This window comes from Deinococcus sp. AJ005 (assembly GCF_009017495.1).
Lineage (GTDB): Bacteria > Deinococcota > Deinococci > Deinococcales > Deinococcaceae > Deinococcus.
In genome coordinates this window covers 3,172,043-3,195,897 of sequence record NZ_CP044990.1, presented here as the reverse complement: position 1 = coordinate 3,195,897, position 23,855 = coordinate 3,172,043, and the positions used below count along the sequence as shown (strand labels likewise).

15 protein-coding genes are annotated in these 23,855 nt (G+C 63.7%); 8 read left to right on the top strand and 7 right to left on the bottom strand.

The window, feature by feature from the left end:
- Positions 1-274: 274 nt before the first annotated feature.
- Entirely contained in the window at positions 275-1,258 is a 984-nt protein-coding gene (locus DAAJ005_RS17350) for an aldo/keto reductase (protein ID WP_151848186.1), read from the bottom strand.
- A 181-nt stretch (positions 1,259-1,439) separates the two neighbouring features.
- On the opposite strand from DAAJ005_RS17350, the gene dnaE reads away from it, so the two are divergent.
- Entirely contained in the window at positions 1,440-6,794 is a 5,355-nt protein-coding gene (gene dnaE, locus DAAJ005_RS17345; protein WP_151848185.1) for a DNA polymerase III subunit alpha, read from the top strand.
- 2 nt (positions 6,795-6,796) lie between these two features.
- Here the strand turns inward: dnaE and DAAJ005_RS17340 are convergent, their stop codons facing one another.
- Together DAAJ005_RS17340 and DAAJ005_RS17335 are read right to left on the bottom strand one after the other, a co-directional pair.
- Positions 6,797-8,227 carry a HEPN domain-containing protein gene (locus DAAJ005_RS17340; RefSeq protein ID WP_151848184.1) on the bottom strand — a complete coding sequence of 477 codons (1,431 nt, stop codon included), beginning with the start codon at positions 8,225-8,227 and terminating at the stop codon, positions 6,797-6,799.
- A gap of 127 nt (positions 8,228-8,354) precedes the next feature.
- On the bottom strand, positions 8,355-8,648 hold the full coding sequence (locus tag DAAJ005_RS17335; RefSeq protein ID WP_151848183.1) for a hypothetical protein: 294 nt from the start codon (positions 8,646-8,648) through the stop codon (positions 8,355-8,357).
- A 50-nt stretch (positions 8,649-8,698) separates the two neighbouring features.
- Here DAAJ005_RS17335 and DAAJ005_RS17330 point away from each other — a divergent pair, with 50 nt between their 5' ends.
- Complete coding sequence (locus tag DAAJ005_RS17330) at positions 8,699-10,069, top strand: serine hydrolase (RefSeq protein ID WP_151848182.1); 1,371 nt, start codon at positions 8,699-8,701, stop codon at positions 10,067-10,069.
- 98 nt (positions 10,070-10,167) lie between these two features.
- Here the strand turns inward: DAAJ005_RS17330 and DAAJ005_RS17325 are convergent, their stop codons facing one another.
- From DAAJ005_RS17325 to DAAJ005_RS17315, 3 genes are read right to left on the bottom strand one after another with little or no spacing between them, the layout of a single operon-like run.
- The gene (locus DAAJ005_RS17325) at positions 10,168-11,406 is read right to left on the bottom strand and encodes a hybrid sensor histidine kinase/response regulator (protein ID WP_192930817.1); all 1,239 of its coding nucleotides are present in this window, start codon (positions 11,404-11,406) and stop codon (positions 10,168-10,170) included.
- A complete protein-coding gene (locus DAAJ005_RS17320) occupies positions 11,403-15,143 on the bottom strand; it encodes a CHASE domain-containing protein (protein WP_226342511.1) in 3,741 nt (1,246 codons plus the stop codon). Before DAAJ005_RS17320 ends, DAAJ005_RS17325 begins: the two co-directional genes overlap by 4 nt.
- Positions 15,140-15,931, bottom strand: a complete 792-nt coding sequence (locus tag DAAJ005_RS17315; RefSeq protein ID WP_151848657.1) for a shikimate dehydrogenase — start codon at positions 15,929-15,931, stop codon at positions 15,140-15,142. Before DAAJ005_RS17315 ends, DAAJ005_RS17320 begins: the two co-directional genes overlap by 4 nt.
- A 517-nt stretch (positions 15,932-16,448) precedes the next feature.
- On the opposite strand from DAAJ005_RS17315, the gene DAAJ005_RS17310 reads away from it, so the two are divergent.
- The 5 genes from DAAJ005_RS17310 (at position 16,449) to DAAJ005_RS17290 (ending at position 19,698) form a co-directional block, all read left to right on the top strand.
- Positions 16,449-17,453, top strand: a complete 1,005-nt coding sequence (locus tag DAAJ005_RS17310) for a PhoH family protein (protein ID WP_255448070.1) — start codon at positions 16,449-16,451, stop codon at positions 17,451-17,453.
- Between the two features lie 81 nt (positions 17,454-17,534).
- Positions 17,535-18,002 carry an rRNA maturation RNase YbeY gene (ybeY, locus tag DAAJ005_RS17305; protein WP_151848181.1) on the top strand — a complete coding sequence of 156 codons (468 nt, stop codon included), beginning with the start codon at positions 17,535-17,537 and terminating at the stop codon, positions 18,000-18,002.
- Positions 18,003-18,004: 2 nt separating this feature from the next.
- Entirely contained in the window at positions 18,005-18,391 is a 387-nt protein-coding gene (locus tag DAAJ005_RS17300) for a diacylglycerol kinase family protein (protein ID WP_151848180.1), read from the top strand.
- Positions 18,392-18,487: 96 nt separating this feature from the next.
- The gene (locus DAAJ005_RS17295) at positions 18,488-19,057 is read left to right on the top strand and encodes a GNAT family N-acetyltransferase (RefSeq protein ID WP_151848179.1); all 570 of its coding nucleotides are present in this window, start codon (positions 18,488-18,490) and stop codon (positions 19,055-19,057) included.
- On the top strand, positions 19,054-19,698 hold the full coding sequence (locus DAAJ005_RS17290) for a hypothetical protein (RefSeq protein ID WP_226342509.1): 645 nt from the start codon (positions 19,054-19,056) through the stop codon (positions 19,696-19,698). Before DAAJ005_RS17295 ends, DAAJ005_RS17290 begins: the two co-directional genes overlap by 4 nt.
- Before the next feature lie 93 nt (positions 19,699-19,791).
- Here DAAJ005_RS17290 and ftsH read toward each other — a convergent pair whose 3' ends face one another.
- A complete protein-coding gene (gene ftsH, locus DAAJ005_RS17285; protein WP_151848178.1) occupies positions 19,792-21,666 on the bottom strand; it encodes an ATP-dependent zinc metalloprotease FtsH in 1,875 nt (624 codons plus the stop codon).
- 417 nt (positions 21,667-22,083) lie between these two features.
- Between ftsH and DAAJ005_RS17280 the strand changes: the two genes are divergently transcribed.
- Positions 22,084-23,787, top strand: a complete 1,704-nt coding sequence (locus DAAJ005_RS17280; protein WP_370519831.1) for a copper amine oxidase N-terminal domain-containing protein — start codon at positions 22,084-22,086, stop codon at positions 23,785-23,787.
- Positions 23,788-23,855 lie beyond the last annotated feature (68 nt).

The following is a 23,855-nucleotide window of genomic DNA, read 5'->3' as shown; positions in this document are numbered from 1 at the left end:
TGGTCATGACGGCCCCCACCCTTGCTGATGGGGCCAGCAACGCCATCCGCAGTTGTGAGAAACGCTACCGTCCTTTCTCGGCTTTCCAGGTGCCGCCATAACGGTATTCCAGGTTGTTGTTGTCAGTCAATCGGCGGCACACCGGGCATAAAAACACCCAGCCTTCCGCCGCCCTGCGAATGACCCGGTACATGATCGGAGCGAATTGGCCGCAGTTGGCACAGAGCTTCTGGCGCTGGCGGTGGGCGTCGGCCATATCAAGCCGAAAAGCGGCTCACCACAGGTCCTGAACCTGGGGCCGGATCAGGCGGTCATATACATCTGCCACCCCGCGCATCGTGTCCTCGCTCAGCGGCGGCAGATCGGCGGCGCGGGCGTTGGCCTCGGCCTGGGCAGCGTTCTTGGCCCCCGGAATGGCGCAGCTCACTTCGGGGAACATCAGAATCCAGCGCAGGGCGAACTCGGCCAGCGTCATGCCAGCAGGCACGAGCGGGCGCAACTCATCCACCGCCCTAAGACCCGTTTCAAAATCCACGCCGGAGAAGGTTTCACCCTTGTCGAACGCCTCGCCGTGCCGGTTGAAACTGCGGTGGTCATCGGGGGCAAAGCTGCTTTGGGCCGTCATCTTGCCAGTCAGCAGGCCACTTGCCAGGGGCACACGGGCCAGGATGCCCACATTGGCCTCGCGCGCCGCCGCGAAGAACTGTTCGGCAGGCTTGAAGCGGAAGATATTGAAGATGATCTGGACTGTAGAGACGTTGGGGTGCTTGATGGCGGTCAGCGCCTCATCCACCGTTTCCACGCTGACGCCGTAGGCCCGCAGCAGCCCTTCCGTTTTGAAGTCGTCTAGCACGCCAAACACTTCATCGCGCTCGTACACTTCCGGCGGCGGGCAGTGGAGCTGGAGGAGGTCAAGAGTCTCGGTCTCCAGATTCTGCAAACTGCGCTCGATGAAGCCGCGCAGGTTCCTGGCGTTGTAACCGCCCGCCTCATGTGGGTCCAAACGGCGTCCGGCCTTGGTTGCCACGTAAAAGGTTTCCGGGCGCTCCTGCCTCAGCCGGGCGATCAGACGTTCGCTGCGTCCATCGCCGTACACGTCGGCGGTATCAAAGAAATTGATGCCCAGGTCTAAAGCTTTATGCAGGGCGCTCATGGCGTCGGCCTCGCTGACCTCGCCCCAGGTGCCGCCGATGGCCCACGCCCCAAAGCTGATGCTGGACACGTCATAGCCGGTCTTGCCAAGTGTGCGGTAGTGCATTCAGGGGTTATAGCGCGGCATGAAGAAGGTAGTGGACGGTCAGCAATTAGAGTGACCTCATCAAAGGGTTGTTTCAAAGTTGATCGTGGCGGCGGAAATTCAGGCGCGACAGACAGGTCACAGCCCCGTCAACCCCTCCCCGTCACTGAAGCCCGCCCCCGCCCCGGCCTATCCTTGACCCATGACCGCGCCCGCCGATTCTGCTCCTCACATCCACCTGCCGGACGGCTCGTGCTGCGCCCCCACCGAGTACAGCGGGCGGTTCGCGCACCTGCACCAGCACACGCAATACAGCCTGCTGGACGGCGCAGCCAAGCTCAAGGATCTGCTGAAGTGGGTGAAAGAGGTCACGCCCGACGGTCAGGACGCCGCCTGCGCCATGACCGATCACGGCAACATGCACGGCGCAGTGCATTTCTATAACTACGCGCAGGCCGCGCAGGTCAAGCCAATCCTGGGCTACGAGGCCTACGTGGTTCCCGGCATGGGCACGCGCCGCGACAAGAAACCCGGCGTCAGCGGCGAGAAGGGCATCTTTCACCTGACGCTGCTGGCCCGCGACTTCGAGGGCTATCAGAATCTGTGCCGCCTGAGCAGCCGGGGCTACACCGAGGGCTATTACTACAAGCCGCGCATTGACCACGAGCTGCTGACCGAACACCACAAGGGCATCATCGCCTTCTCCGGCTGCCTGGGTTCGGAGGTCCAGCAACTGCTGATGCAGGGGCGCGAGGCCGAGGCCAAGCAGCGGATGCTGTGGTACCGCGATCTGTTCGGCGAGAACTACTTTATCGAGATTCAGGATCACGGGCTGCCCGAGCAGAAGAGGAACAACCCGATCCTGAAAGCCTGGGCGCAGGAACTGGGCATCGGCATGGTGGCCACCAACGACGGCCATTACGTCAAGAAGTCGGACGCCACCGCCCACGAGACGCTGCTGGCGATTCAGACCAAAGCCACGCTGGCCGACGAGAACCGCTTCAAGTTCCCCTGTGACGAGTTTTACGTCAAAGACCTGGACGAGATGCGCCGCGCCTTGCCGCCGTCCGAGTGGGGCGAGGAAGTCTTCGACAACACCGCTCGCATCGCTGACCTGTGCAACGTTGATCTGCCGGTGGGCAAAAAGCGCGTGTATCAGATGCCCGCGCTGCCCATTCCCGAAGGGCGCACCATGTCTGAGGAACTGCGCGTGCAGACGTATGCTGGGAGCCTCAAGCGGTATCCGCACCACGTCACCGAGGCGCTGCTGCGCGAGTACGCCGTGCGGAGTCTGGACGCGCTGGAGCAGGAGGAGCGTGAACGTGTCCTGTCGCGCACGGAAGGCTGCGATGCCCGCACCTGTCATCTGGACACGCTGCTGACGCTGACCGCCTTCCTGGGCAGCGAGTGGGAGGCGCGCGGCAAGGCGGCGGGGGAGAAATACACCCTCTACCCGGCGCTGGAAGTGATGGAAAAGGCAGCGGAAAGCGGCCCCCTGCCCGATTACGCTTGTCTGGATTGGCAGCGCAGTAAGGGCGAGGCCAGCAACACCGCTATTACGCTCGATCCCGGCAGCGAGGAAGAGACCACCTGCCGCGCGCACCACACGCACGCACTGGTGTTGCTGCGCCGCGCCGAGTACGAGCTGAGCGTCATCAACAACATGGGCTTTCCCGACTACTTCCTGATCGTGGCCGATTACATCAACTGGGCCAAGGACCAGGGCATCAGCGTGGGGCCGGGGCGCGGTTCCGGGGCGGGATCGCTGGTGGCCTACGCCATGCGCATCACCAACCTCGATCCGCTGGAATTTGAATTGCTGTTCGAGCGCTTCCTGAACCCAGACCGAATTTCCATGCCCGATTTCGACATCGACTTTAACGATGCCCGCCGCGTGGAGGTCATCCAGTACGTGCAGGACAAGTACGGCGAGGACAAGGTGGCGCAGATTGCCACCTTCGGGACGATGGCGAGCAAGGCGTGCCTGAAGGACGTGGCGCGCGTGATGGGCCTGGAATACGCCAAAGTCGATAAGGTTTCCAAGCTGATTCCCATTAAGTTCGGCAAGAGCTACTCGCTGGAGCAGGCGCGGGACGCCGTGCCGGACATCGCGCAGATGCTGGAAAGTGATGCGCAATTGCTGGAAGCCTACGAGTTCGCGCAGAAGCTGGAGGGCTTGACCCGCCACGCTTCCGTCCACGCCGCTGGGGTGGTCATCGGGCGCGACAAACTGACCGACTTGGTGCCCGTCATGCGCGACACCTCCGGCATGGGCATGGTCTGCCAGTACGACATGAAAGCGGTGGAAGACATCGGCCTGATCAAGATGGACTTTCTGGGCCTGCGCACGCTGAGCTTTCTAGACGAGGCCAAGCGAATCCTGCGTGAATCGCGGAGTCAGGATGTGGATTTTGACGAGATGCGCCAGCGCCCCAGCGGCACCACCGAATACCAGCCGATTCCCTACGAGGACGAGCGAACCTTTGAAATGCTGTCTCGCGGCGACACCAAGGGCGTGTTTCAGTTGGAGGGCGCGGGCATTGCCGACGCCTCCCGCCGCCTGAAGCCGCGCCGTCTGGCCGACATCATTGCCCTCTCGGCCCTCTACCGCCCCGGCCCGATGGAGAACATTCCCACCTACGTGCGCCGCCACCACGGCCTGGAGGAAGTGGATTACGTGCGCGACGGCTTTCCTACCTCTGCGCGGTTTCTGGAAAAGATTCTGTCTGAAACCTATGGGATTCCGGTATATCAGGAACAGATCATGCAGATCGCCTCTGAAGTTGCGGGCTTCAGCCTGGGCGGGGCTGATTTGCTGCGCCGCGCGATGGGCAAGAAAGACACGGCGGAAATGGCCAAGCAGCGTGACCTGTTCGTTGCGGGCGCGAAAACCAATGAAGTTCCGAAAGATGAAGCCAATAAACTCTTCGATTTGCTGGATGCGTTTGCGAACTACGGGTTCAATAAGTGTTTGACGGGCGACACCCGCGTTCCGGTGGCGGGCGGAGAATTGCGCCGGATTGAAGACCTGTACCGCGAGGGCCAGCCCGTCCAGCTTCCCAGCGTGAACGGCGAATACCGCCTGGAGTTGCGTCCTACCGGGCAATTCTTCGACAACGGCATCAAGCCCGTTTTCAAAGTCAAGACCGCGCTGGGCCGCGAACTGACCGCCACGGGCAACCACCCGCTGCTGACGCTGGACGGCTGGCGCAACGTGGAAGACCTGGCCGCGGGAGACCGCATCGCCGCCCCCGCCCGCCTTCCCGAACTGGGCGTGGAGTCATGGCCTGAATACCAAGCTGGACTACTGGGCTGGATTCTGGCCGAGGGCAACACGAATCACCCCCACGGCGCATACCTGTACAGCCAGTCTGAAACGCAGGTGGCGGATATGGTGACGCTGGCCGAACAGTTCCCCAACACCCGTCCCACGGTCAAACTGCGCCCTGATCGGCAGAACGTCCACGATGTGTACCTGGGCAGCGGCATTCGCGGTAGCACGGGCGGCAAGTCCGGCGTGCGCCTGTGGCTGGAAGACCTGGGCATGATTGGCGTCAAAGCCACCGAGAAATCCCTGCCCGCCGCCGCTTTCCGCCTCAACAACGCCTCGCTGGCCGTGCTAATCGGGCGTTACTGGTCTGGCGACGGATTCCTGTTCGGGGCTGGAAACACCACGCCTTACGCGGCCACCTCCTCCCGCCAGTTGGCCGATGATCTGGCCCATGTTCTGCTGCGGCTGGGCATGGTGGGCAAGGTAACGCAGAAGCACTTCACCTATACGCGCGGCGACGATACTGCCGGGCGCACTGGCTACACCGTACATCTGGTGGGACGGCGCAGCATTGACCGTTTTTTAGAAGTGGTTGGGCCGCATCTGGTGGGCCGTGAGGAGCAGTTGGTGGGGTTGCGTGCTTATTACGCTGCCGCGCCTGTAGGCCGCGAGACGGTGGATACCCTGCCCGCCAGCGTCAAGGCCCGCGTCCAGACGGCCAAGGTTGCAAGCGGCCTGACGTGGCGCAATGTGGAGGCGCAGTCTGGTGTGTGTACCAAGGAGTTTTATGGCATGCCCAAGGCGCACAAGAAAGGCTTCCGCCGCTCCACCATCCAAACTCTGGGCGAGTTTTTCGAGGCTCCCGAACTGCTGGACGCCTGCTCGGATGATCTCTACTGGGACACCATCACCAGCATCACGCCTGTGGGCGAGGCGCAGACCTACGATCTGGAAGTTCCTGGCACGCACAATTTCGTGGCGAATGACCTGATCGTCCACAACAGCCACTCCGCCGCATACGGCGTCATCACCTACCAGACCGCCTGGCTCAAAGCCAATTACCCCGTCGAGTTCATGGCCGCCCTGTTAACTGTAGAAAGGCGCGATTCCGACAAGGTGTCCGAGTACATTTCCGATGCGCGCAAGATGGCTGTGAAGGTGCTGCCGCCGGACATCAACCGCTCTGCGCCGGATTTTGCGGTGGCGGGCGAGGAAATCCTGTTCGGGCTGTACGCCATCAAGGGACTGGGCGAGGGCGCGGTTCTCAAGATTCTGGAGGAGCGGGAACGCGCCGGGCCATTCAAATCTCTGGCCGATTTTTGCTCGCGTGTGGACAGCAAAGCCACCAACCGCAAGGCGCTGGAAAACCTGATTAAAAGCGGGGCCTTCGACGCCTTCGGGGAACGCCGCCAACTGCTGGACAGTCTGGACGACGCCCTGGAAGACGCCGCCGGAGCTGCCGGGATCAATGAAAAAGCCCGAAGTGGCATGAGCATGATGTTTGGCGCAGACGAAGTGAAAAAGGAACGCCCCCTGCGAACCATCTTTACCCCGCTGACCGATCTGGAACGCCTGAGTATCGAGAAGGACGCGCTGGGCCTGTACATCTCTGGCCACCCGCTGGAGCAGCACGAGGGACTGCGCGAGGCGGCCAGTTGCCGCATTTCTGACCTGGATACGTGGTTTACCGCCCAGAATGTCGCCCCCGGCAAGCGTATTAAAGCCGTGCTGGCGGGCATGGTGGAAAACGTGGTTCGCAAGCCCACCAAATCCGGCGGCATGATGGCCCGCTTCATCCTGGCCGACGAGTCCGGGCAGACCGAGCTGGTGGCCTTTAGCCGCGCCTATGACCGGATTCAGGAAAAGCTGGTCAACGACACGCCCGCGCTGGTGATCGTGGAGTTGGAGAGCGAGGACGGCGGCCTGCGCGCCATTGCCGAGGAACTGGTCACCATCGAGCAACTGGGCGAGGTGCCGAAGGTTATGTACGTGAACATCGATCTGGAAACCGCCAGCCCGGACGCTGTGGGCGAGTTTCAGAGCGTGCTGGACGAACACGCGGGCAGCATGCCCACCTACCTGCGCCTGGAAACGCCGGAGCAGTTTGTGGTCTACCAGCTCGATCACGGCATGGGCAGCGCCGACGCCATCAAGGTGCTGAACCAGACCTTCCCATGGATCGACGCCTACCTGGCCTACGATCAGCAGACCATCCTGGGCCGCTTCGCGCCCAAGCCCCCGGCGTGGATGAACAAGCAGAATGGGAATGGGGGGATGCGGGCCTAAATTTAGAGAATTGCCTTTTTGAATGTTTCTGGCTCTCTAAATTTAGCGAAGTCTTCCCTATAAATTTTAAAGTTGGAGTTATTCATATTCTGTTTGATATTCTGTGTAATTTTTTCACTATCAATGTTCAGCATTGTGTAAAATTTATATAATAAAAGTATACTAGCATAGTCGCATAGCCAGTATAAAGTCTCAGACGATTTTACGATCATTTTCTTATTTCTTGAATCGTTGTGTGCAATGTAGTTTCTGTTGTCAGTGAGCGCCTTCGCTAAATCTTCTGGAGACATGTCAGTTCGCTCTCTTATGATCTCATATGAATCTGTGATGACCTTAATTATTTTGCTTTGTAAGCTGATTTCGTTGGCGCTAGACAGCCTGCCATCTAAAACCTTCAATAAAGTTTCATTCATGATTTCGGTATTATAAATTTGACGTAAATTTTTCATAATGTTTTTGTAATTAGCTTTATCTATATAATACTGTTTCTCGCCTTCCCCACATAAAGATTCTAGTGCCGAAACAATCGAAATATACTTTGAATCCAAGACCATGCCCGGCCTATTTATTGCTAGCATAATCACCGATGCCGATCTATTGAAGACCTCGGTTCTATTTTCCCAGATATTTAGAACTTCTTGAAAATCATCAATGTCGCTCAATCTAATTAAAGGTGCAAAAGTCCAATCATCAATATCTTTAGCTCTGTTCATTCTCGTTTTTATAATAAGAGAATGTCTAGCAATCTTATTTCCGACTTTCATGGATTTAAATTTACTTTCTACGCTTTGGCTATAAGTAGCTAGGCTTTTTCTTGATAATATAGATATTAAAGAAGATATTTCTACCGTCTTTCCATAGAGATCCATAGGTTTAATAAGCCTATTAGATTTTAGATTTATTGTGCCTTTGGCAATTATGTTGATCGAAGGAAGCCTAGATTCTAGTCGCGCAGTAGTCCCAAAAAATAGTTTAAGCCCTTTATAATTATATAATTTTGATTTTTTCAAATTTAAAGTCACATTGTTATGTTTTAAAGACTTATAGGGTTGTAATCCAGCCCAATTTAAAATATTTTCAGTTTCTGTTGTCAGTGATCTGAAGATTTTGTCTTCTAAGGAGTCGAAGGCAAAGTCCCCGCTGAAAACTATTTGACAGGAATATCTTACTAAAACGTCATTTGATTTGGCGAAAATTGGAAATGAGTTTCCAAGAAATGAGAGATTAAAGCATGAATAACTCTTTCCCTCTAAAGAAATTAGAATAGCAGAATCTATATTTGAATATTTAGATTGGTTATCTATATATAGCTCATCCCCATCAACTCCAACACCAAAAAAGTAGGCTTCGATCTTATCCTCGCCAAAGTCGATATAACCTGATGGCGTGGATTCGGTTCCTGAAATAATCCATTTGCCATGCGCTCTTTCCATAGAAACATCTTAATTCAAGGCAGCAACGAAATGAGGTGAGAATCTGTCTTCAACTCACCAGTCTGTCTTCAGCATAGTGAGCAACCAGCCCACGCTGCGGCGGAGGCGTGCGGCGGCTGGGGGTGGCTCACCAGCCTTTGTTTCTCGCCTCCTCCCGCCGTTCGTCCAGCAATTCCTGCGTCATGTCCTGCCCGTCATCCCGCGCCAGATATCCAGCAACAGATTCAATCAAGGCTTCTCGCTCGGCCTGCGTCAGAGGTTTCTTCTCGCCTGCGTCCGGCATGGCGGGTTCTGCCTCATCCCAGCCTGAATAATCCCGTTCCTGATCTTCCTGCTGCTCGCGCTCAGGCATGCCTTCAAAGGCGGTCAGGGCGTCGAAGATCGCGCCGCCGTCCTGCTTCCGGGTGTCGTCTGGGTTCATGGGCCAGCTTAACGCCCCCACCCACACCCCCACGCGCTAGGGTTCTGCCTATGAGCCTTCTGGAGACCGTCCGGCACATCGCCCCCTACCTGGAACGCTGGCTGGAGTACGGGCGAGACTTCCAGCGCATTCCCGGCGTGCAGGTGGCCGTGCGCGTGGGAGACGAGCTGGCGGCGTCGTTCGCGCTGGGCAAAGCCAACGAGGACACGGGCGAGGCGCTGACCACCCGGCACCTGTTCCGCATCGCCTCGCATTCCAAGACCTTCACGGCCACCGCCGTCTTTCAACTGATCGAGGCCGGAAAGCTGCGCCTGGACGACACGGCGGGCCACTGGCTGCCAGAGTTGCAAGGCTCGCCCGCCGCCGACATGACCGTGCGGGCGCTGCTGGGCCACCAGTCCGGCATCAACCGCGACGGGGCCGACAGCGACTACTGGCAGCAACGGCACGCCTTCCCGGATCGCCAGACCCTGCTGGACTTCGCCCGCGCCGAGGCCGTGTTTCCGCAGAACCAGCACTTCAAATATTCCAACATCGGCTACGGCCTGCTGGGCTTGATCGTGGAGGCGGCCAGTGGCGAGGACTACGGCGACTATGTAGAGGCGCACATCACGGGTCCGCTGGGTCTGAGTGATCTGGGCGCGGAACTGCCCCCGGAACGCGAGGCCGAACTGGCCACCGGCCACAGCGCACGCCTTTACGGCAACGATGCCCGCCGCACGCTGCCGTCCTCCGACACCCGCGCGCTGGCGGCGGCCACCGGCTTCTACGGCACTGCCGAGGCCCTGACCGCCTACTGGGCACGGCACGCCCTGGGCCACGACGGCCTGATCTCCGACGCCTCCAAACGCCTGATGGCGCGGCGCGAATCCGAGATCACCAAGCCCACCCGGCGCGGCTACGGCCTGGGCCTGATTCTGGACGAGATCGGCGGGCGCACGCTGGTGGGCCATTCCGGCGGCTTTCCCGGCCACATCACGCAGTCGTGGTTGGACCCGAAAACTGGACTGTCCATCTCGGTGCTGACCAACACGGGGGGCGGCCCGGCCACCGAATGGGCGGGCAACCTGATCCGCCTGATCGATCTGGCGCACAAGAATGCGGGGAAGACGGCGGACACCGCGCATGATCTGGACTCCTTCACCGGACGCTTCGCCAACGCCTGGGGCCTGTTCGATATCGTGAATCTGGGCGGGCGGCTGGTGGCCCTGACCCCGCTGGGCGATCCGTCCGCCAGCGCGGTGGAACTGACCGTGCAGGACGCCAATACCCTGTGCCCGGAACCCGAGGGCGGCTTCGGCTCTGTGGGCGAGCCGTACCACTTCCAGCGCGCAGAGAACGGCGAAATCCAGTGGGTTCGTCAGGGCGGCGGGCGGAGTTGGCCGCTAGCGGCCTTCCTGGCGGGAGCGGAGCTGGAATAGAGCTGGCCTGACCTGCCTTTTGCCTCTCCATCTGCGGGAGAGGCAGGAATGGAGCGGCGGAAAGTTGAGTGGGCAATCTTGCGAGTGCCAATTCGCCTCTACTCGTCTTCCTCGTCGGGCAGCGGCAGGCGCACGCGGAAGGTGGCCCCGCCGCCGGGGGTGTCGGTCACGTCCAGCGTGCCGCCATGTGAGGTCACCACCTGCTGGGCAATGGTCAGGCCCAGGCCCGCCGAACCCGCCTCCTTGCCCCTGAAAAACTTGTCGAAGATGCGCGGCTTGATCGCATCGGGCACGCCGGGACCCCGGTCCACCACGCGCACCTCCACCTCGCCGGGGCGCAGGCTGCTTTCCAGATGTACCAGCTCCGGTGAGCCGCTGACGCGAATGGCGTTGGTCACGAGGTTCATGAACACCTGACTCAGCCGCACCGGATCGCCCACGATCTCGATGTTCTCGGGTGTGGCCCTGACGCCGTAATCGCGCCCCACCTGCGAGATGACCTTGCCCAGATTCATGAAGTGCATTTCGATGCCCTGCACCAGTTCCCCACGTGAGAGTTGCAGCAGGTCATTGACCAGCCGGGTCATGTTCTCGGCCACCCTCTGGGCGTCCAGCAGGGTCTGGGAGCCGCCCGCCTCGCGTTCGGCGCGGCGGAGGTAGCCGTGCAGGGCAGTCAGCGGGGTTCGCAGCTCATGGCTGGTCTCGGCCAGGAAGGTCTTTTGCATGTTCAGCGCTTCCTCAAGCTGCTTGGCCTGAATTTCCAGGCGCTGGCTCTGGCGTTCGGCGGTGTTCCGCAGGCGTTCTACCTCGATCAAGCGCGCCTGGAGACTGCTGTTGAGGCTCAGCACCTCCCGCTCGGCGCGCTCCCGGCTGGCGCGGGCCTCCACCTCGGCCACCGCGCGGCGGATGGTGGGGGCCAGCCGGTCCAGGCGCTGCTTGAGGATGTAATCGGTGACGCCCTGCCGCAACGTATCCACCGCGACTTCCTCGCCCAGCGCGCCGGTCACGATGATGAACGGCACCTCGGGCAGCCGGGCGCTGGCGGCGCGGTAGGCGCTGAGGCCGTCATAGCTGGGCAGCGCGTAATCGCTGAGGATCAGGTGCGGCGGATCGTTGTCGAGGGCGGCCAGGAATCCGGCTTCATCCTCCACCCGGCGCACCCGCAACTGCCACGGCAACTCACCGTCCAGATGCATCACCACCAGTTCATGGTCCAGTTCACTGTCTTCCAGATGCAGCACGTTCAGCGCTTCACCGGGGCCGGGAAAGCGGTAGCTGCGCTGGGGTACGGGCGGCGCGGCGTTCAGCGCCGCCGGTTTCACTTCTGTATCGGTCATGCGCGCTCCACGTTGGTCTGGCCTGCGGTCTCGGTGTTGGCGGTGCCGGTGGTGGGAGCGGTTGATCCGGCCAGGGCACCTGCATTGAGCGTCCCGGCATCGGGCGTCCCGGCATCCAGCGGCAGGGTGATCCAGAATTCGGCCCACTCGTCCGGGCGGGCGTCGGCCCCCACACGGCCCCCGTGGCGGGTCACGATGCGCCGGACATTGGCGAGGCCGATGCCGATGCCCTCGAATTCATCGGCGCGGTGCAGACGTTGAAACACGCCGAACAGTTTATCCAGGTATTCGGGATTAAAGCCCACACCGTTGTCACGAACCGTTAACGTGATGCTTCCGCTGCGGCCTGCTGCAGCGTCCACCTGCGCGCTGACGTCCACGGTGGCGTGGTCACGGGTGCGGGTGTACTTGATGGCGTTACTCAGCAGGTTGGTGACCACCAGCCCCAGCAGCCCCGCGTCGCCGGGCACAGCGGGGAGCGTGTCGGGCAACGTGAAGGTGATGTGGCGGCCCTCGCGGTCCGGTTCCAGTTGCTCCCAGCCGGTCTTCAGCAGGGCGCGCAGGTCCACCCGTTCTCGGCGTAGTTCCTGGCGGCCCATGCGCGAGAACTCCAGCAGATCGTCGATAAGCTGGCTCATGCGCCCCGCCGAATCCGTGATGATGCTCAGATAACGCTGTCCCTTGGCGCTCAGGCCGCCGCCCCCTGCCGCGCCCTCCTGTTCGCTGCGGGTCTGCTGGTTCAGCAGTTCCTTGCCCAGCAGGTCACCAAAGCCCACGATGTGCCGCAGCGGCGTGCGCAGATCGTGCGAGACGCTGTAGCTGAAGGCTTCCAGCTCCTGATTGGCATGTTCCAGTTCCTCGGTGCGGCGTTGCACGCGGTCTTCCAGGGACAGGTTGAGGGCCTGCAACTCGCGCTGCGCCCCGGCCACCCGCTCCTGAAGCGCGTCGTTGTCCAGCGCGGCGGCAAAGCGCCCGCTGATCTCCTGGGCCAGATCGTGGTCGCGCCCGCTCAGTTCCTGGCGGTAGAACAGTCCAAGCACGCCGCACAGCCGCCCGCCCGCGCCCAGCAACGGGTACAGCAGCGCCCCGGTGGCGTTGACCGCGTGCAGCAGCGGATGCGACGGAATGAACAGCGGGTCCTCGCTGCGGATCACCTGTTCCAGCAGGCCGTCCAGAAAGGCGCGCATGTGCCCGGTCTGCCACGCCGGGTGCAGCGAGGACGACGCGAGCAGTTCGGGCAGCGTGGTCTGGGCGGCCCTCCCCTGGGCTGACCCGTCCCGGATAGACCCGTCCCGAATGGACCACAGCGCTGCGCCCTCCGCGAAACGCGCAGTCAGGCGGCCCAGCGCGGCGCGGTAGACCGCTGGGCGGCTGGGGGCCGTCAGGTAGGGCGGCATCAGCAGCGGGGCCATAACGTGGGGACGGGTGGGGGTGGGTTTGATCTCGGGGCGGCGGGTGGCCAGATCTCCAGCCACATCGGCCAGCAGGCGGGCGGCGTTTTCCTCATAGACCGAGTCGTCCACGTCGGTGCTGGTACCCACCCATTCCAGCACCACGCCTGCCGGGTCCAGCACGGGCAGGCCGCGCGTCACGAAGTTGCGGTAGCGCCCCCCCGCCGACAGCAGGCGGTGTTCGGCTTCAAAGGGCCGCCCGCTGCGGATGGCCGCCGCCCAGCCGCGCTGGTAGTCGGCGCGGTCATCGGGGTGCAGCAGGCCCAGGAAGCCGCCAGACGCACGCTCTGGCCCCACATACTGCTCCCAGCGGCGGTTGAAGGACAGCGAATCGCCCTGTGGATCGGCCTGCCAGACGATCTGCGGCAGGCCCTCCAGCACGCTGCGGTAGCGTTCCTCGCCGTGCTGCGCCCGGCGTTCGGCGATCAGGCGGTCATGAATGTCGGTGGCCGAGGTGATCCATTCCTCGGTCTGGTCCGCTTCGCCGTGTTTTGCACCCTCCTGCCCGGCACTGCCCTCGGGGCTGTCGCTGATGCGGATGGGGGAGAGGCGCAACGTGAACCAGCGGCGGCTTCCACCGTCCTCCAGCTCACTGCCCGCCAGGCCGCCACCCACCTGAAGCTGGACCTCGGCGCTGGCGGCGTACTGGCCCACCGCGCCGCGTTCACGCACTTCCTGCCACAGGTGTTCAAAGGCGGCGCGGCCCTCGGGCGTCATGCGGGCGCTCAGGTCCTGGCCGCCCAGCAGGTCACGGTGCTGGGTGTTGACATAGGTGATCGCGCCCGCGCCGTCGCTGACCTGCAAGATGTGCGGGATGGCGTCCAGCACGCCGCGGTAGCGCCGCTCACCGCGCGCGACGGCCTGTTCGGCACTCACGCGCTCGCTGACGTCACGCACCACTTCCAGCAGGCCCAGGCGCTCGCCAGTGGCGTCCTGCACGGTGCTACGCTGGGCCTCGCCGGAAAAGATGCTGCCGTCTGCGCGGCGGTACGGCGTGGTCAGGGCCTGAAAGGTCTGGCGTTCGTTCAGCCGCGTGTCCAGATGCAGCTCTGAGAGCGGCTGACCGATCAGCGCAGAGGCCGGATGCCCGAACTGCCGTTCCAGGGCGCGGTTGACCAGTCGGATCTGCCCCTGCGGATCAGTAAAGGCCGCGGCGTCCTGCATGGACTGGAAGATCGCCTCGAACTCGGCGCGGGCCTGCTCCTGTTGCGCCTGCGCCTGACCCAGCGAGAGGTTCAGGGCCTCGGCGCGGCGGCGGGCCAGGACCTGCGAACCCACCAGCAGGTAGGCCAGCCCGGCCACCAGCAGGCCCGCCAGCATGACCAGCACTGGCACGCCAGCGGCAGCGTCCTGACCGAAACTGCGCGGGGCAGCGTAGGCCAGGGTCCACGGCTGCCCGGCCAGCATGAGGGTGGTGCTGTCCTGAAAGTAACCGGGTTGAATGGCCCCTGTCAGTGGCTGATCGTCCAGCCGGACACTGACCGAGAGGCGGTCTTCCAGCCCGGGTGGCCCCAGTCCGCCCAGGAACCCATCGGCGCGCACCGCCAGGACCAGAAAGCCTTCTGGCGGCCCCACCTGGGCCGTTCGCCACACCGGCAACGCCAGCAGGAAACCGGACAGGGGCTGCCCCACGTCATCTTGCTGCACCAGTTCGGTGCGCCCGCTGGCCTGGAGTTCTGCGCGCTTCCTGGCCCCGTCCAGGGCGGCGCGGCGCACCGGTTCGCTGTACAGATCGAAGCCCAGCGCCCCCAGGTTCTCGGCGTTGGCCGGGGCGATCACCGAGACCGGCACGCGGGCGACCCGCGCCGATTCGCCACCGCGCAGGCTGGAACCGGACCGCACGGTGTCATCGGGCCGCACAGTGTAGTCAGGGCGCACGGTGTAATCAGGTTGCACGGTGCGCCGAAGCCGCGCGGTCAGGGCGTCGGTATTGCCGTCGGGCACCCAGACCCCGAAGGCCAGCGCCTGCACGCCGGGATAGCGCCGAGTCAGGTCGATGCCGTCCACGAAACGGGCAAAGGCGGACTCATTGAGCAGATCGGGATGCACCTGCCACGCCGCCCGGGCCGTCTGCAGCAGGCGGTCATAGTCGCTGATCCGGTCCTTGAGGGCCAGGGTGTAGGCCAGCGTCTCGCGCTCAAAGCGTCCGCGCTGCTGCGCCTGCACGAAGCCGGAAATGACCAGCGCGGCAGTCAGCGACAGCAGCAGGATCAGCCCCAGCACCAGCAGCGGCGCACGCCGCGAGGCGCGGCCAGCCACCGGGGCTGGGGCGGCGGGTACGGTCACGGCGTTGTGTCTCCAGTTGGCGCTGCGTCTTCAGCTTCAGGATTCAGCGCCTCCAGGAACACCGAGACCGGCACGTCCACCCCGGTCCACGCCGCGAAGGCCAGCCGCGCCTGATGCGCCAGCATGCCAAGGCCGTTCTCGGCGCGCAGGCCCACCGCGCGGGCGTCGCGCAGCAGCCGGGTCTCGGCGGGGCGGTAGACCATGTCGTAGACCAGCGCCGCCGGGGCCAGTGTGGGAAAGGTGGCCGAGGAAAAGGTAGACAGGGGAGAGTCCTCCGGCGCGTCCAGCCCGGCGCTGCTGGCATTGACCAGCAGGGTCACGGCGGACCACGGCGCAGTTTCGGGCCACGCCGCCCGCCCGCCCAGTTCGGCGGCCAGCGCCTGTGCGCGGGCGTGGGTGCGGTTGACGATCAGCACCTCATGACCTGCCTGCCGCAGTGCGTACACCGCTGCCCGCGCCGCGCCGCCCGCGCCCAGCACCACACTCAGGCCACCTTTCGGCGCGTCCGCGTCGGCCAGGGCCGCCAGAAAGCCGGGCGCGTCGGTGTTGTCGCCGTGCAGCTTGCCGCCTTTGTGGATGATGGTGTTGACTGCCCCGATGGCCCGAGCTGCCGGGGTCAGGCTGTCCAGCAGCGCCAGCACGCTTTCCTTGTGCGGCAGGCTGAGGTTGGCCCCCAACACAGCGGAGTCTCGCAATCCGGCGACGGCTTCCGGCAGATCGGCAGTCAGCACGCGCCGGGCGGCGTAATCGCCGTCGATTCCGGCATACGCGAAGGCGGCGCGGTGCATCTGTGGCGACAGCGAATGGGCCGCCGGGTCAGCGAACAGATAGGCGTGTTGGGGGGCGTGGGGACGGTCCGGCACGTTCACAGCTCCCAGTGTAGCCGCGTGCCGTGACGGAACTCTTGCGCGGCCTACAGGGCGGGTTGGGGGTTTGCTCACCTCCCTGTCAACTTTGAGCAGGCGCTGTGGGCTGGCGGGGAACTTTTGTTGTGCAGGCGGTCACTACAGTTCAGTCATCAAGCAGAGTCCAGTCATCAAGCTGCGTTCAGGTTCCCTGGGGGCGGAATGTGCCGCAGACCACGCCACACTTCCGGCACACTGCCGACAATGGGGGCATCCGAATGACCCTTCCTCTTTTCCCGCCGCCAAAGCCGTCTTTGGGGCAGGCTGCGCCGCGCGTGGACGCCACGCCGGACTGCGTTCATCCCACCACAGGAGCCGAGTGACTGACCCGCAACAGCAAGACCTGCAACAGCAGGACCAGAGCCAGACCGATACCGTCTCTCCCGTCGCCAGCGCTGTCATTGCCCTCAAAGACCAGCGCGAGGCCCTGGGCCTGCTGGGCACGGGTGACGCCAACCTGCGCCGTATGCGCGAGCTGACCCGCGCCAAACTGGTGGCGCGTGGCGAGACCGTCACCATCACGGGCACAGACGCCGAGGTCCAGCAGGCCGAACGTATGGTCCGCGACGCGCTGGATGTGGTGCGTGGCGGCGGCGAACTGACCCCCGAGAGCCTGCTCAGGTCCGCCCGCATGAGCGGCGAGGGCCGCAGCCTGGCCGCCGAGACCCAGATGCCGGGCCTGAGCCTGCCGCGCGGTCTCAAACCCAAGACGCCGGGGCAGAAGCTGTATCTGGAGCGCATTGCCGCCAGCGATATCACCTTTGGCGTCGGCCCCGCCGGGACGGGCAAAACGTACATGGCCGTGGCGATGGCGATTCAGGCGCTGAAAACCAAGACGGTCAAGCGCATCATTCTGACCCGCCCAGCGGTGGAGGCCGGGGAAAAGCTGGGGTTCCTCCCCGGTGACCTCCAGGCCAAGATCGATCCGTACCTGCGCCCGCTGTACGACGCGCTACAGGACATGCTGGATCAGGACAAGTTCGAGGCGTACCTGACCAGTGGAGTGATCGAGATTGCGCCGCTGGCCTTCATGCGGGGTCGTACCCTGAATGATGCGTTCATCATCCTGGACGAGGCGCAGAACACCACGGGCGAGCAGATGAAGATGTTCCTGACCCGCATGGGCTTTTCCAGCCGCGTGGTCATCACCGGGGACGTGACCCAGATCGATCTGCCGCGCCACATCACCAGTGGTCTGGCGGTGGCCAAGCGCGTGCTGAGCCAGATCGAGGGCATCGCGTGGCACGAATTTACCGACGTGGACGTGGTGCGTCATCCGCTGGTGGGCAAGATCATCCGGGCCTACGAGCAGGCCGAGAACGCCGAGGACGACAAGCGTTCGGCCCGCCGGGGCGAGTTTGCCAGCATTCCCGAGGGCGAGGGCGATCCGCAACCGCAGGGCTGAACATCCCAATCAGGAGGGCTGGCGCGTGAAAGTCGCGTTAGCCCTCTCTTTCTGACACTTCTTGCACTACGCTGTGCCCCAATGATCGACCTCCTGGCCCGCAAGACCCCGCCTCCCGGCCTGCGCCCCGCGGTGCGCATGGGCCTGGAGGCGGCGATGGCCCATTTCGGCATGCAGGACCGTGAGCTGACCCTCGTGCTGGTGGGAGACCGGACCATCCGTCAGCTCAAGCTGGAACACTGGGGCGAGGACGCCTCCACCGATGTCCTGAGCTTTCCCACCTGGGAGCCGGGGGATCCCTTTATGCCGCCGCATCTGGGCGACATCATCATCAGCCTGGACACGGCGGGGCGGCAGGCGGCGGCGCGCGGCCACAGCCTGACCCGCGAAGTGACGTTGCTGGCCAGCCACGGCCTGACCCATCTGGTTGGTCATGACCACCCCCACGCCGACGGCCTGGGCTACGAGGAAGGCGCGACGGGTCCCGAGTGGGACGTGTTCCATGCGGCCTGGAAAGCCGCCGAGTCCGCCCTGCCTGCTGGCATCTAGCCATGCGCTCGGACGGCTCGGCCCTGAACCCCCGCCGCTGGTGGCGTTCGGCGGGCTTTGCCTGGGCCGGAATCCGGCATGCCTACCGCTCGCAGGCCAATTTCCGTATCGAGGTCTGGGCGGGTGTTCTGGCGCTGATCGCAGCCGCATTCCTCCGCGTTCCCCTGGCTCCCATTGCCCTGGCGTGCGCGCTGGTGCTGGCGCTGGAGCTGGTCAACACCGCGCTGGAAGCCGTGGTGGATCTGGCCAGTCCTGAACTGCACCCGCTGGCGAAGGTTGCCAAGGACGCCGCCGCCGGGGCCGTACTGATCGCCTCCGCCGGAGCGCTGGTGGTGGGTCTGGTGGTGCTGCTGCCACCGCTGTGGGCGTGGGTGGGTGGCGGGCGATAACGCGGAGTCCGATGCTTCTCGGCTTCCTTCAAAACCGCTGCCCCAACTGAATCCCCCTCTCACCGTATCCTCGCCCCGTCTGAGATGATTGATCCCATGACTTCCCTTCCCTACGCCCAAACCGTGACCTTGCGCGGACGGCGGCCCCGCGACCTGCCGGTGCTGCGGCGCTGGCTGGCCGATCCACTGGCCGAGTGGCGCAAGTGGGACGCGCCGTATTTTCACGCGGCTTCCACCACCGCCACGCTGCAAGCCTACGTGGAGCGGCTGGAGCGCACGCCCACCCGCTCCGACGAACGTGTGATCGACGTGGACGGCGAGTGCGTGGGCATGGTCAACCGCAGCCAGGAAGAACCGGCGGGCGGTGGCTGGTGGGACCTGGGCATCCTGATCTATGATCCGGCCCACTGGAATCAGGGCATCGGCACGCAGGCGCTGTCTCTGTGGGTCACAGCCACCTTCGACGAGACCGACGCCCACGTCCTGACCTTTACCACCTGGGGAGGCAACGAACGTATGATCCATGCCGCCCAGAGGCTGGGCTTTCAGGAAGCGGCCCGTATCCGCGAGGCCCGAATGGTGGACGGCGTCCGGCACGACAGCGTGCGTCTGGACCTGCTGCGGCGCGAGTGGACCAGTTCGCGGGAGTCGCCGCAGAGTTCATGAGCCGCGCAGAGTCCATGAGCCGCAAGGACAAACCGCCGCTGAATCCCCCCGGCTTCCTGGCGACGCAGGACCTCAAGGACCGGGGCTGGACGCCCACGCTGATCGGGCGTTACCTGGGCGAGCATGACCAGACCCGTCCCAACGGCCTCAGGATGGGCCGCCGCCGCCTGCCGCCCGTCAAACTGTACGCCGAGGCCCGCGTGCATGAAGTAGAGCGCGACGACACCTTTCTGGCCGCCCAGGCCCGCGCCGCCGATGCCCGCGAACGCGCCGAACGCAACCGCGCCGTCCGCGAGGCCAAACGGGAGGCGCTGTTGCAGGCAGCGGCGCAGTCGTACACGCCCGCCATCCACCCGGAACCACTAAAAAAAGGCGCGGTCAAGAAGGCCCGCGAGCCGTACATGGATGGTCTGGAAACCGCGCTGGGCCGTTTGCGGCGCGAGATCGAGAAACTGACTGTAAAGGAGGACGCCCGCTTGGGCGGGTTGTTGCGCGAACGGCTGGACGAGGCTCTGGCCGCTGCGTACACGTGGTATCCAGACCCAAACGCTCCGAAGAACGCCCTGAAGGAAGAGGCCGACTCCAAACCTAAAAAAGGCAAGGCGAAAGCCAGCGACTGGCGCGAGTGGGAATGGGACTGATGGCCGGAATGATCTGTTGGTGGTTTCGGCATCGGCAGCAAAACGCCTCACTGTTGAAAGTGAGGCGTTTTTTTTACGTGGCAAGCAGTCAGCTCAGGCTGGACCGGGTTTCAGTCCACCCGCGGCAGAGGGATCTTCACTGGCTGGCACCACCGGCCCCGGCAACTCCAGCGGCGGCAACGTGCCTCCCGCCAGCACGGCCTGCACGTCCTCGCCGCTGAGGCTCTCGCGGGCGATCAGCTCGTCGGTCAGGCGGTGCAACACATGGACGTGGTCAGTCAGCAGGGTCACGGCCCGGTCAAATTGCCCGTTCAGGATGCGGCTCAGCTCGTGGTCGATCTGCTGGGCGGTGTGATCGCTGTAGACGCCCTGCTGCGGGCCGTAGCCCAAGTAAGCGCTGCTTTCCTGCGCCAGTGCAAGTTGGCCTACCTCGCTCATGCCCCATTCGGTGACCATCCGGCGGGCGATGCTCGTGGCCTGCTGGAAGTCGTTGGCCGCGCCCGTGGTGACCTGTCCGGTGGCGACCTGCTCGGCGGCGTGCCCGGCCAGCGCCACGCAGATGCGGTCCAGCAGCGCGCCCGTGGTGTAGTGCATGCGGTCTTCTGGAGTGTAGAGCGCCGACCCTAGGCTGCGCCCACGCGGCACGATGGTCAGCTTGTGCGCCTTGTCGGCGTGCGGCAGCAGTTGGGCAGCCAACGCGTGCCCGACTTCGTGATACGCCGTCACTTTCTTATCCGCTTCCCGCACCACCATGCTGCGCCGCTCCGGTCCCATCAGCACCCGGTCTCTGGCCTCATCCACATCTTTACCAGTGATCCGGTTGCGGCCATCTCTTGCCGCCATCAGCGCCGCCTCGTTCAACAGGTTTTCGAGGTCCGCGCCCACCATGCCCGCCGTGCGCCGCGCGATGACACTCAGATCTACACTCACGTCCAGCGGCTTCTTGCGGGCATGAATCTTAAGGATATGTTCGCGTCCACGGACATCCGGGGCGTCGACCACCACCTGACGGTCAAAGCGTCCCGGACGCAGCAGTGCTGCGTCCAGCACATCCGGGCGGTTGGTGGCCGCCAGAATGATCACTTCCTGCCCACTGCCGAAACCGTCCATCTCCACCAGCAGTTGATTCAATGTCTGTTCGCGCTCGTCGTTGCCGCCCTGCATCGAAACGCCGCGCTTTCTGCCTACAGCGTCGATCTCGTCGATGAAAACGATGCACGGCGCACTCTTGCGGGCCTGCTCGAACAGGTCACGGACACGGGCAGCCCCAACGCCGACGAACATTTCTACGAAGTCAGAGCCGCTGATGGAGAAGTACGGCACTTTGGCTTCCCCAGCGACCGCTTTTGCCAGCAGGGTCTTGCCGCTGCCAGGAGGACCGACGAGTAACACGCCGTGCGGGATGCGTGCGCCGAGCTGGTGGTATTTCTCAGGCTGGCGAAGAAAATCGACGACTTCCTGTAAATCCTGCTTGGCCTCGTCGCAGCCCGCAACATCGGTGAAGTTGGTCTTGATCTGGCCCTCGGCGATCACGGCGGCCTTCGATTTGCCAAAAGCCCCGGCGGCGTCGGTGCCCGAGTTCTGGCGGCTCCGCATCAGCAGGATCACCAGACCCACGATCAGGGCCAGGGTCAGCAGCACGCTCAGCACGCCGAATACGCTCAGGCGGGAGGGCGCGGTGTAGGCCACCGTGACGCCCCGGTCTTGCAGGCGGGTCAGATCGATCAGCGGATCGTTGGCCAGGGTGCGGGTTCGGAACGTCTGGCCGTCCCTGAGCTGACCGCTGACCAGCGCGGTGCCGTTCTGATAGGTGATGTTGGCGCTCTGCACCTGACCCCCGCGCACACCAGCGGCAAAATCGGTCAGGGTCATCTCGTTGCCGTTGCCCCGGGGCAGGGTCAGGCTGACCACCACCAGAACCAGCACCATGCCGGCCAGCAGGCCCCAGCCCCACGGCGCTTTTTTCATGCGGGCCTGCTGGCGACGTTGAATTCTGCGCGGGGCGACATGTGCCCAGTCTAGTCCGCCGGAACTCGAAAAGTTTGGAATGAAAGCGGACATTGACAGGGTGCCGCTGTAGACCTGACCCAACGGTGAAGGCTGTTGTCGTGCCTGTTTCCCGGCTTTGACCATGAGGCTCTTTTTGGTTTCGGTTCTCTAATGCTTCAGCCCCCTAATTGTGATGCAGATCGACATAGATCTGTCTCACAGGGCTGTCAGCGGGATGTTCATGAAGATGTGGAGGGACAATCCGCACAGATCGGCGTCAGGTGCGGCGGGCATACTCCCCCGGTGCGTGTTGCCCCCTTCTTCCTTCCGTTGTTGCTCCGGGGCCATGCCCTGCGCCTGAAACGTCGAAATCCCGCCTCTCTCGTCCTGAGCGCCCTGCTGTCCACGGCAGGCGGCCCAGCGCTGGCCGCCACCGTGACCGCCGGATCGGTACAACTGACCTTCACGGTGGACGCCCCGGACCTGAACGTGAACGGCGACGCCGCGCGCTGGCAGGCTGCGCCCCGGCTGATCGGCGGGCGCACGCTGCTGCCGCTGCGCGAGACGGCGGTGCTGCTGGGCCGCCCCGTGCAGGTGGGGAGTGCCGGGCAACTGGGCGTGGGGCGCGTGGTGGTCACTGCCGATGGCAACGCCTCACTGGCCGGGGTGCCGCAGCCTGCGGGTACGGCCCTGATCATCGACGGCGTGCCTTATCTGAGTGCCCGCACGCTGGCCGACGCGCTGGACGCCAATCTCAGCGCCGCCGACGACACGGGCCGCACGCTGACCCTGACGGCTCTGCGCGACGGTGGAAATCCGCTGGCCCCACAGGCGCGTTTCTCCACCGACAAACTGGTCTACGCCCCCGGCGAGCGCGTGGTGTACACCGAGTATGCCTATGACCCGGACGGTGCGGACATCACCTCTCGCAAATGGAGCAACCGCGAGGACGCTTTCTTCCAGCCGGGCACGTATACGGTGGGCCTGAGTGTCACCAACAGCCGGGGCCTGAGCAGCAAGCCGTTTAACCGCACCATCACCGTGCAGGGTGCGCCGCTGGACAGTCCACTCACCTACGCCCTCAAGTACGCTGCCCCTGGTGACCGCTTCCCTGACTTGCAGGTGCTGAATTACCCCTCTGCGGCGGTAGTGCCAGTGGCCGGACCCTCTTTCCCGCTGATCTTCAGTGACAGCCCGGAAGTGCCCACCCAGAGCGGCGTGCTGTACCAGGACACCATTTCGGGGCCGGTCCGCCTGCTGGGCTACCACCTCAACGGCCTGGGCAAACCCGCGCGGCTGTACGTGCTGGCCCGCAACACCGAGGACCGTCCGGTAGAGGTCCGCACGCTGCGGCAGGGCGAGACCGCGCCCACCCGCATTGAGGGACTGCTGGGACAGGTTACGCTGCTGGATTACTTCGCCAGCACGGGCGGCCCCACGCTGACCCTGGCCCCCGGTCAGGCCGCCGCCGTTTACGCCAGCCCCACCCTGAGCATGGGCAGCGGCGCGAACATGATGCAGGACCTGACCGCCTCGGGCCGTGTAGAACTGACCTTCCTGATGTTGGAAGACGGTCTGCCCCCCAGCGCGCAGGTGTCCCAGCAGTTGCCGTATTTGCAGCCAGACGGCAAGCATGTGCGCGGCACCTTCCAGGGCGCGGTGCGCCATTTGCGCGTCAATCTGGGCACGCTGCCCGCCCGCATCGTGATCGGGGACGGGCAGCTTGATCCGGCCATTGACGGCATCGACAAACTGACCAACAAGCCCGTTCGCCTGAGCGGCAATTACGGGGTCCTGTATGATCTGGAGGTCAACGGCGCGGCGGGCACGGCGGTGGCCCTCAGCCCGCGCGGGGGGTTGTACCGGGGGGCCATGAATGTGCAGGACGGCCCGATCAGCCAGACCATCAAGCTGCCCAGAAGCGGCAACGCCATCAAACCGCAGGAACCCGTGCTGCTGTGGCGCGCGGGATCGGACCGCCTCAACATCGATTTCATTCCGGCCAGTGGCAGCAACCTGCCGATCAGTTTGGTCTTTTACCGCACCGGGCAAAAGGGAATGGGCGGTGTGATGGACGGCCTGAAGACCTATCAGCCCTAAAGCAGTTGTCATAAAAAGACTATTTTTATGACCGAGCGGGGCGGGCAAGCGTCCTCTCTTCGAGCCGT

Excerpts from the sequence above, each read along its gene's own strand:
- DAAJ005_RS17350 (WP_151848186.1), bottom strand. The coding sequence starts at position 1,258 with ATGCACTACCGCACACTTGGCAAGACCGGCTATGACGTGTCCAGCATC.
- dnaE (WP_151848185.1), top strand. The coding sequence starts at position 1,440 with ATGACCGCGCCCGCCGATTCTGCTCCTCACATCCACCTGCCGGACGGC.
- DAAJ005_RS17340 (WP_151848184.1), bottom strand. The coding sequence starts at position 8,227 with ATGGAAAGAGCGCATGGCAAATGGATTATTTCAGGAACCGAATCCACG.
- DAAJ005_RS17335 (WP_151848183.1), bottom strand. The coding sequence starts at position 8,648 with ATGAACCCAGACGACACCCGGAAGCAGGACGGCGGCGCGATCTTCGAC.
- DAAJ005_RS17330 (WP_151848182.1), top strand. The coding sequence starts at position 8,699 with ATGAGCCTTCTGGAGACCGTCCGGCACATCGCCCCCTACCTGGAACGC.
- DAAJ005_RS17325 (WP_192930817.1), bottom strand. The coding sequence starts at position 11,406 with ATGACCGATACAGAAGTGAAACCGGCGGCGCTGAACGCCGCGCCGCCC.
- DAAJ005_RS17315 (WP_151848657.1), bottom strand. The coding sequence starts at position 15,931 with ATGCACCGCGCCGCCTTCGCGTATGCCGGAATCGACGGCGATTACGCC.
- ybeY (WP_151848181.1), top strand. The coding sequence starts at position 17,535 with ATGATCGACCTCCTGGCCCGCAAGACCCCGCCTCCCGGCCTGCGCCCC.
- DAAJ005_RS17300 (WP_151848180.1), top strand. The coding sequence starts at position 18,005 with ATGCGCTCGGACGGCTCGGCCCTGAACCCCCGCCGCTGGTGGCGTTCG.
- DAAJ005_RS17295 (WP_151848179.1), top strand. The coding sequence starts at position 18,488 with ATGACTTCCCTTCCCTACGCCCAAACCGTGACCTTGCGCGGACGGCGG.
- DAAJ005_RS17290 (WP_226342509.1), top strand. The coding sequence starts at position 19,054 with ATGAGCCGCGCAGAGTCCATGAGCCGCAAGGACAAACCGCCGCTGAAT.
- ftsH (WP_151848178.1), bottom strand. The coding sequence starts at position 21,666 with ATGAAAAAAGCGCCGTGGGGCTGGGGCCTGCTGGCCGGCATGGTGCTG.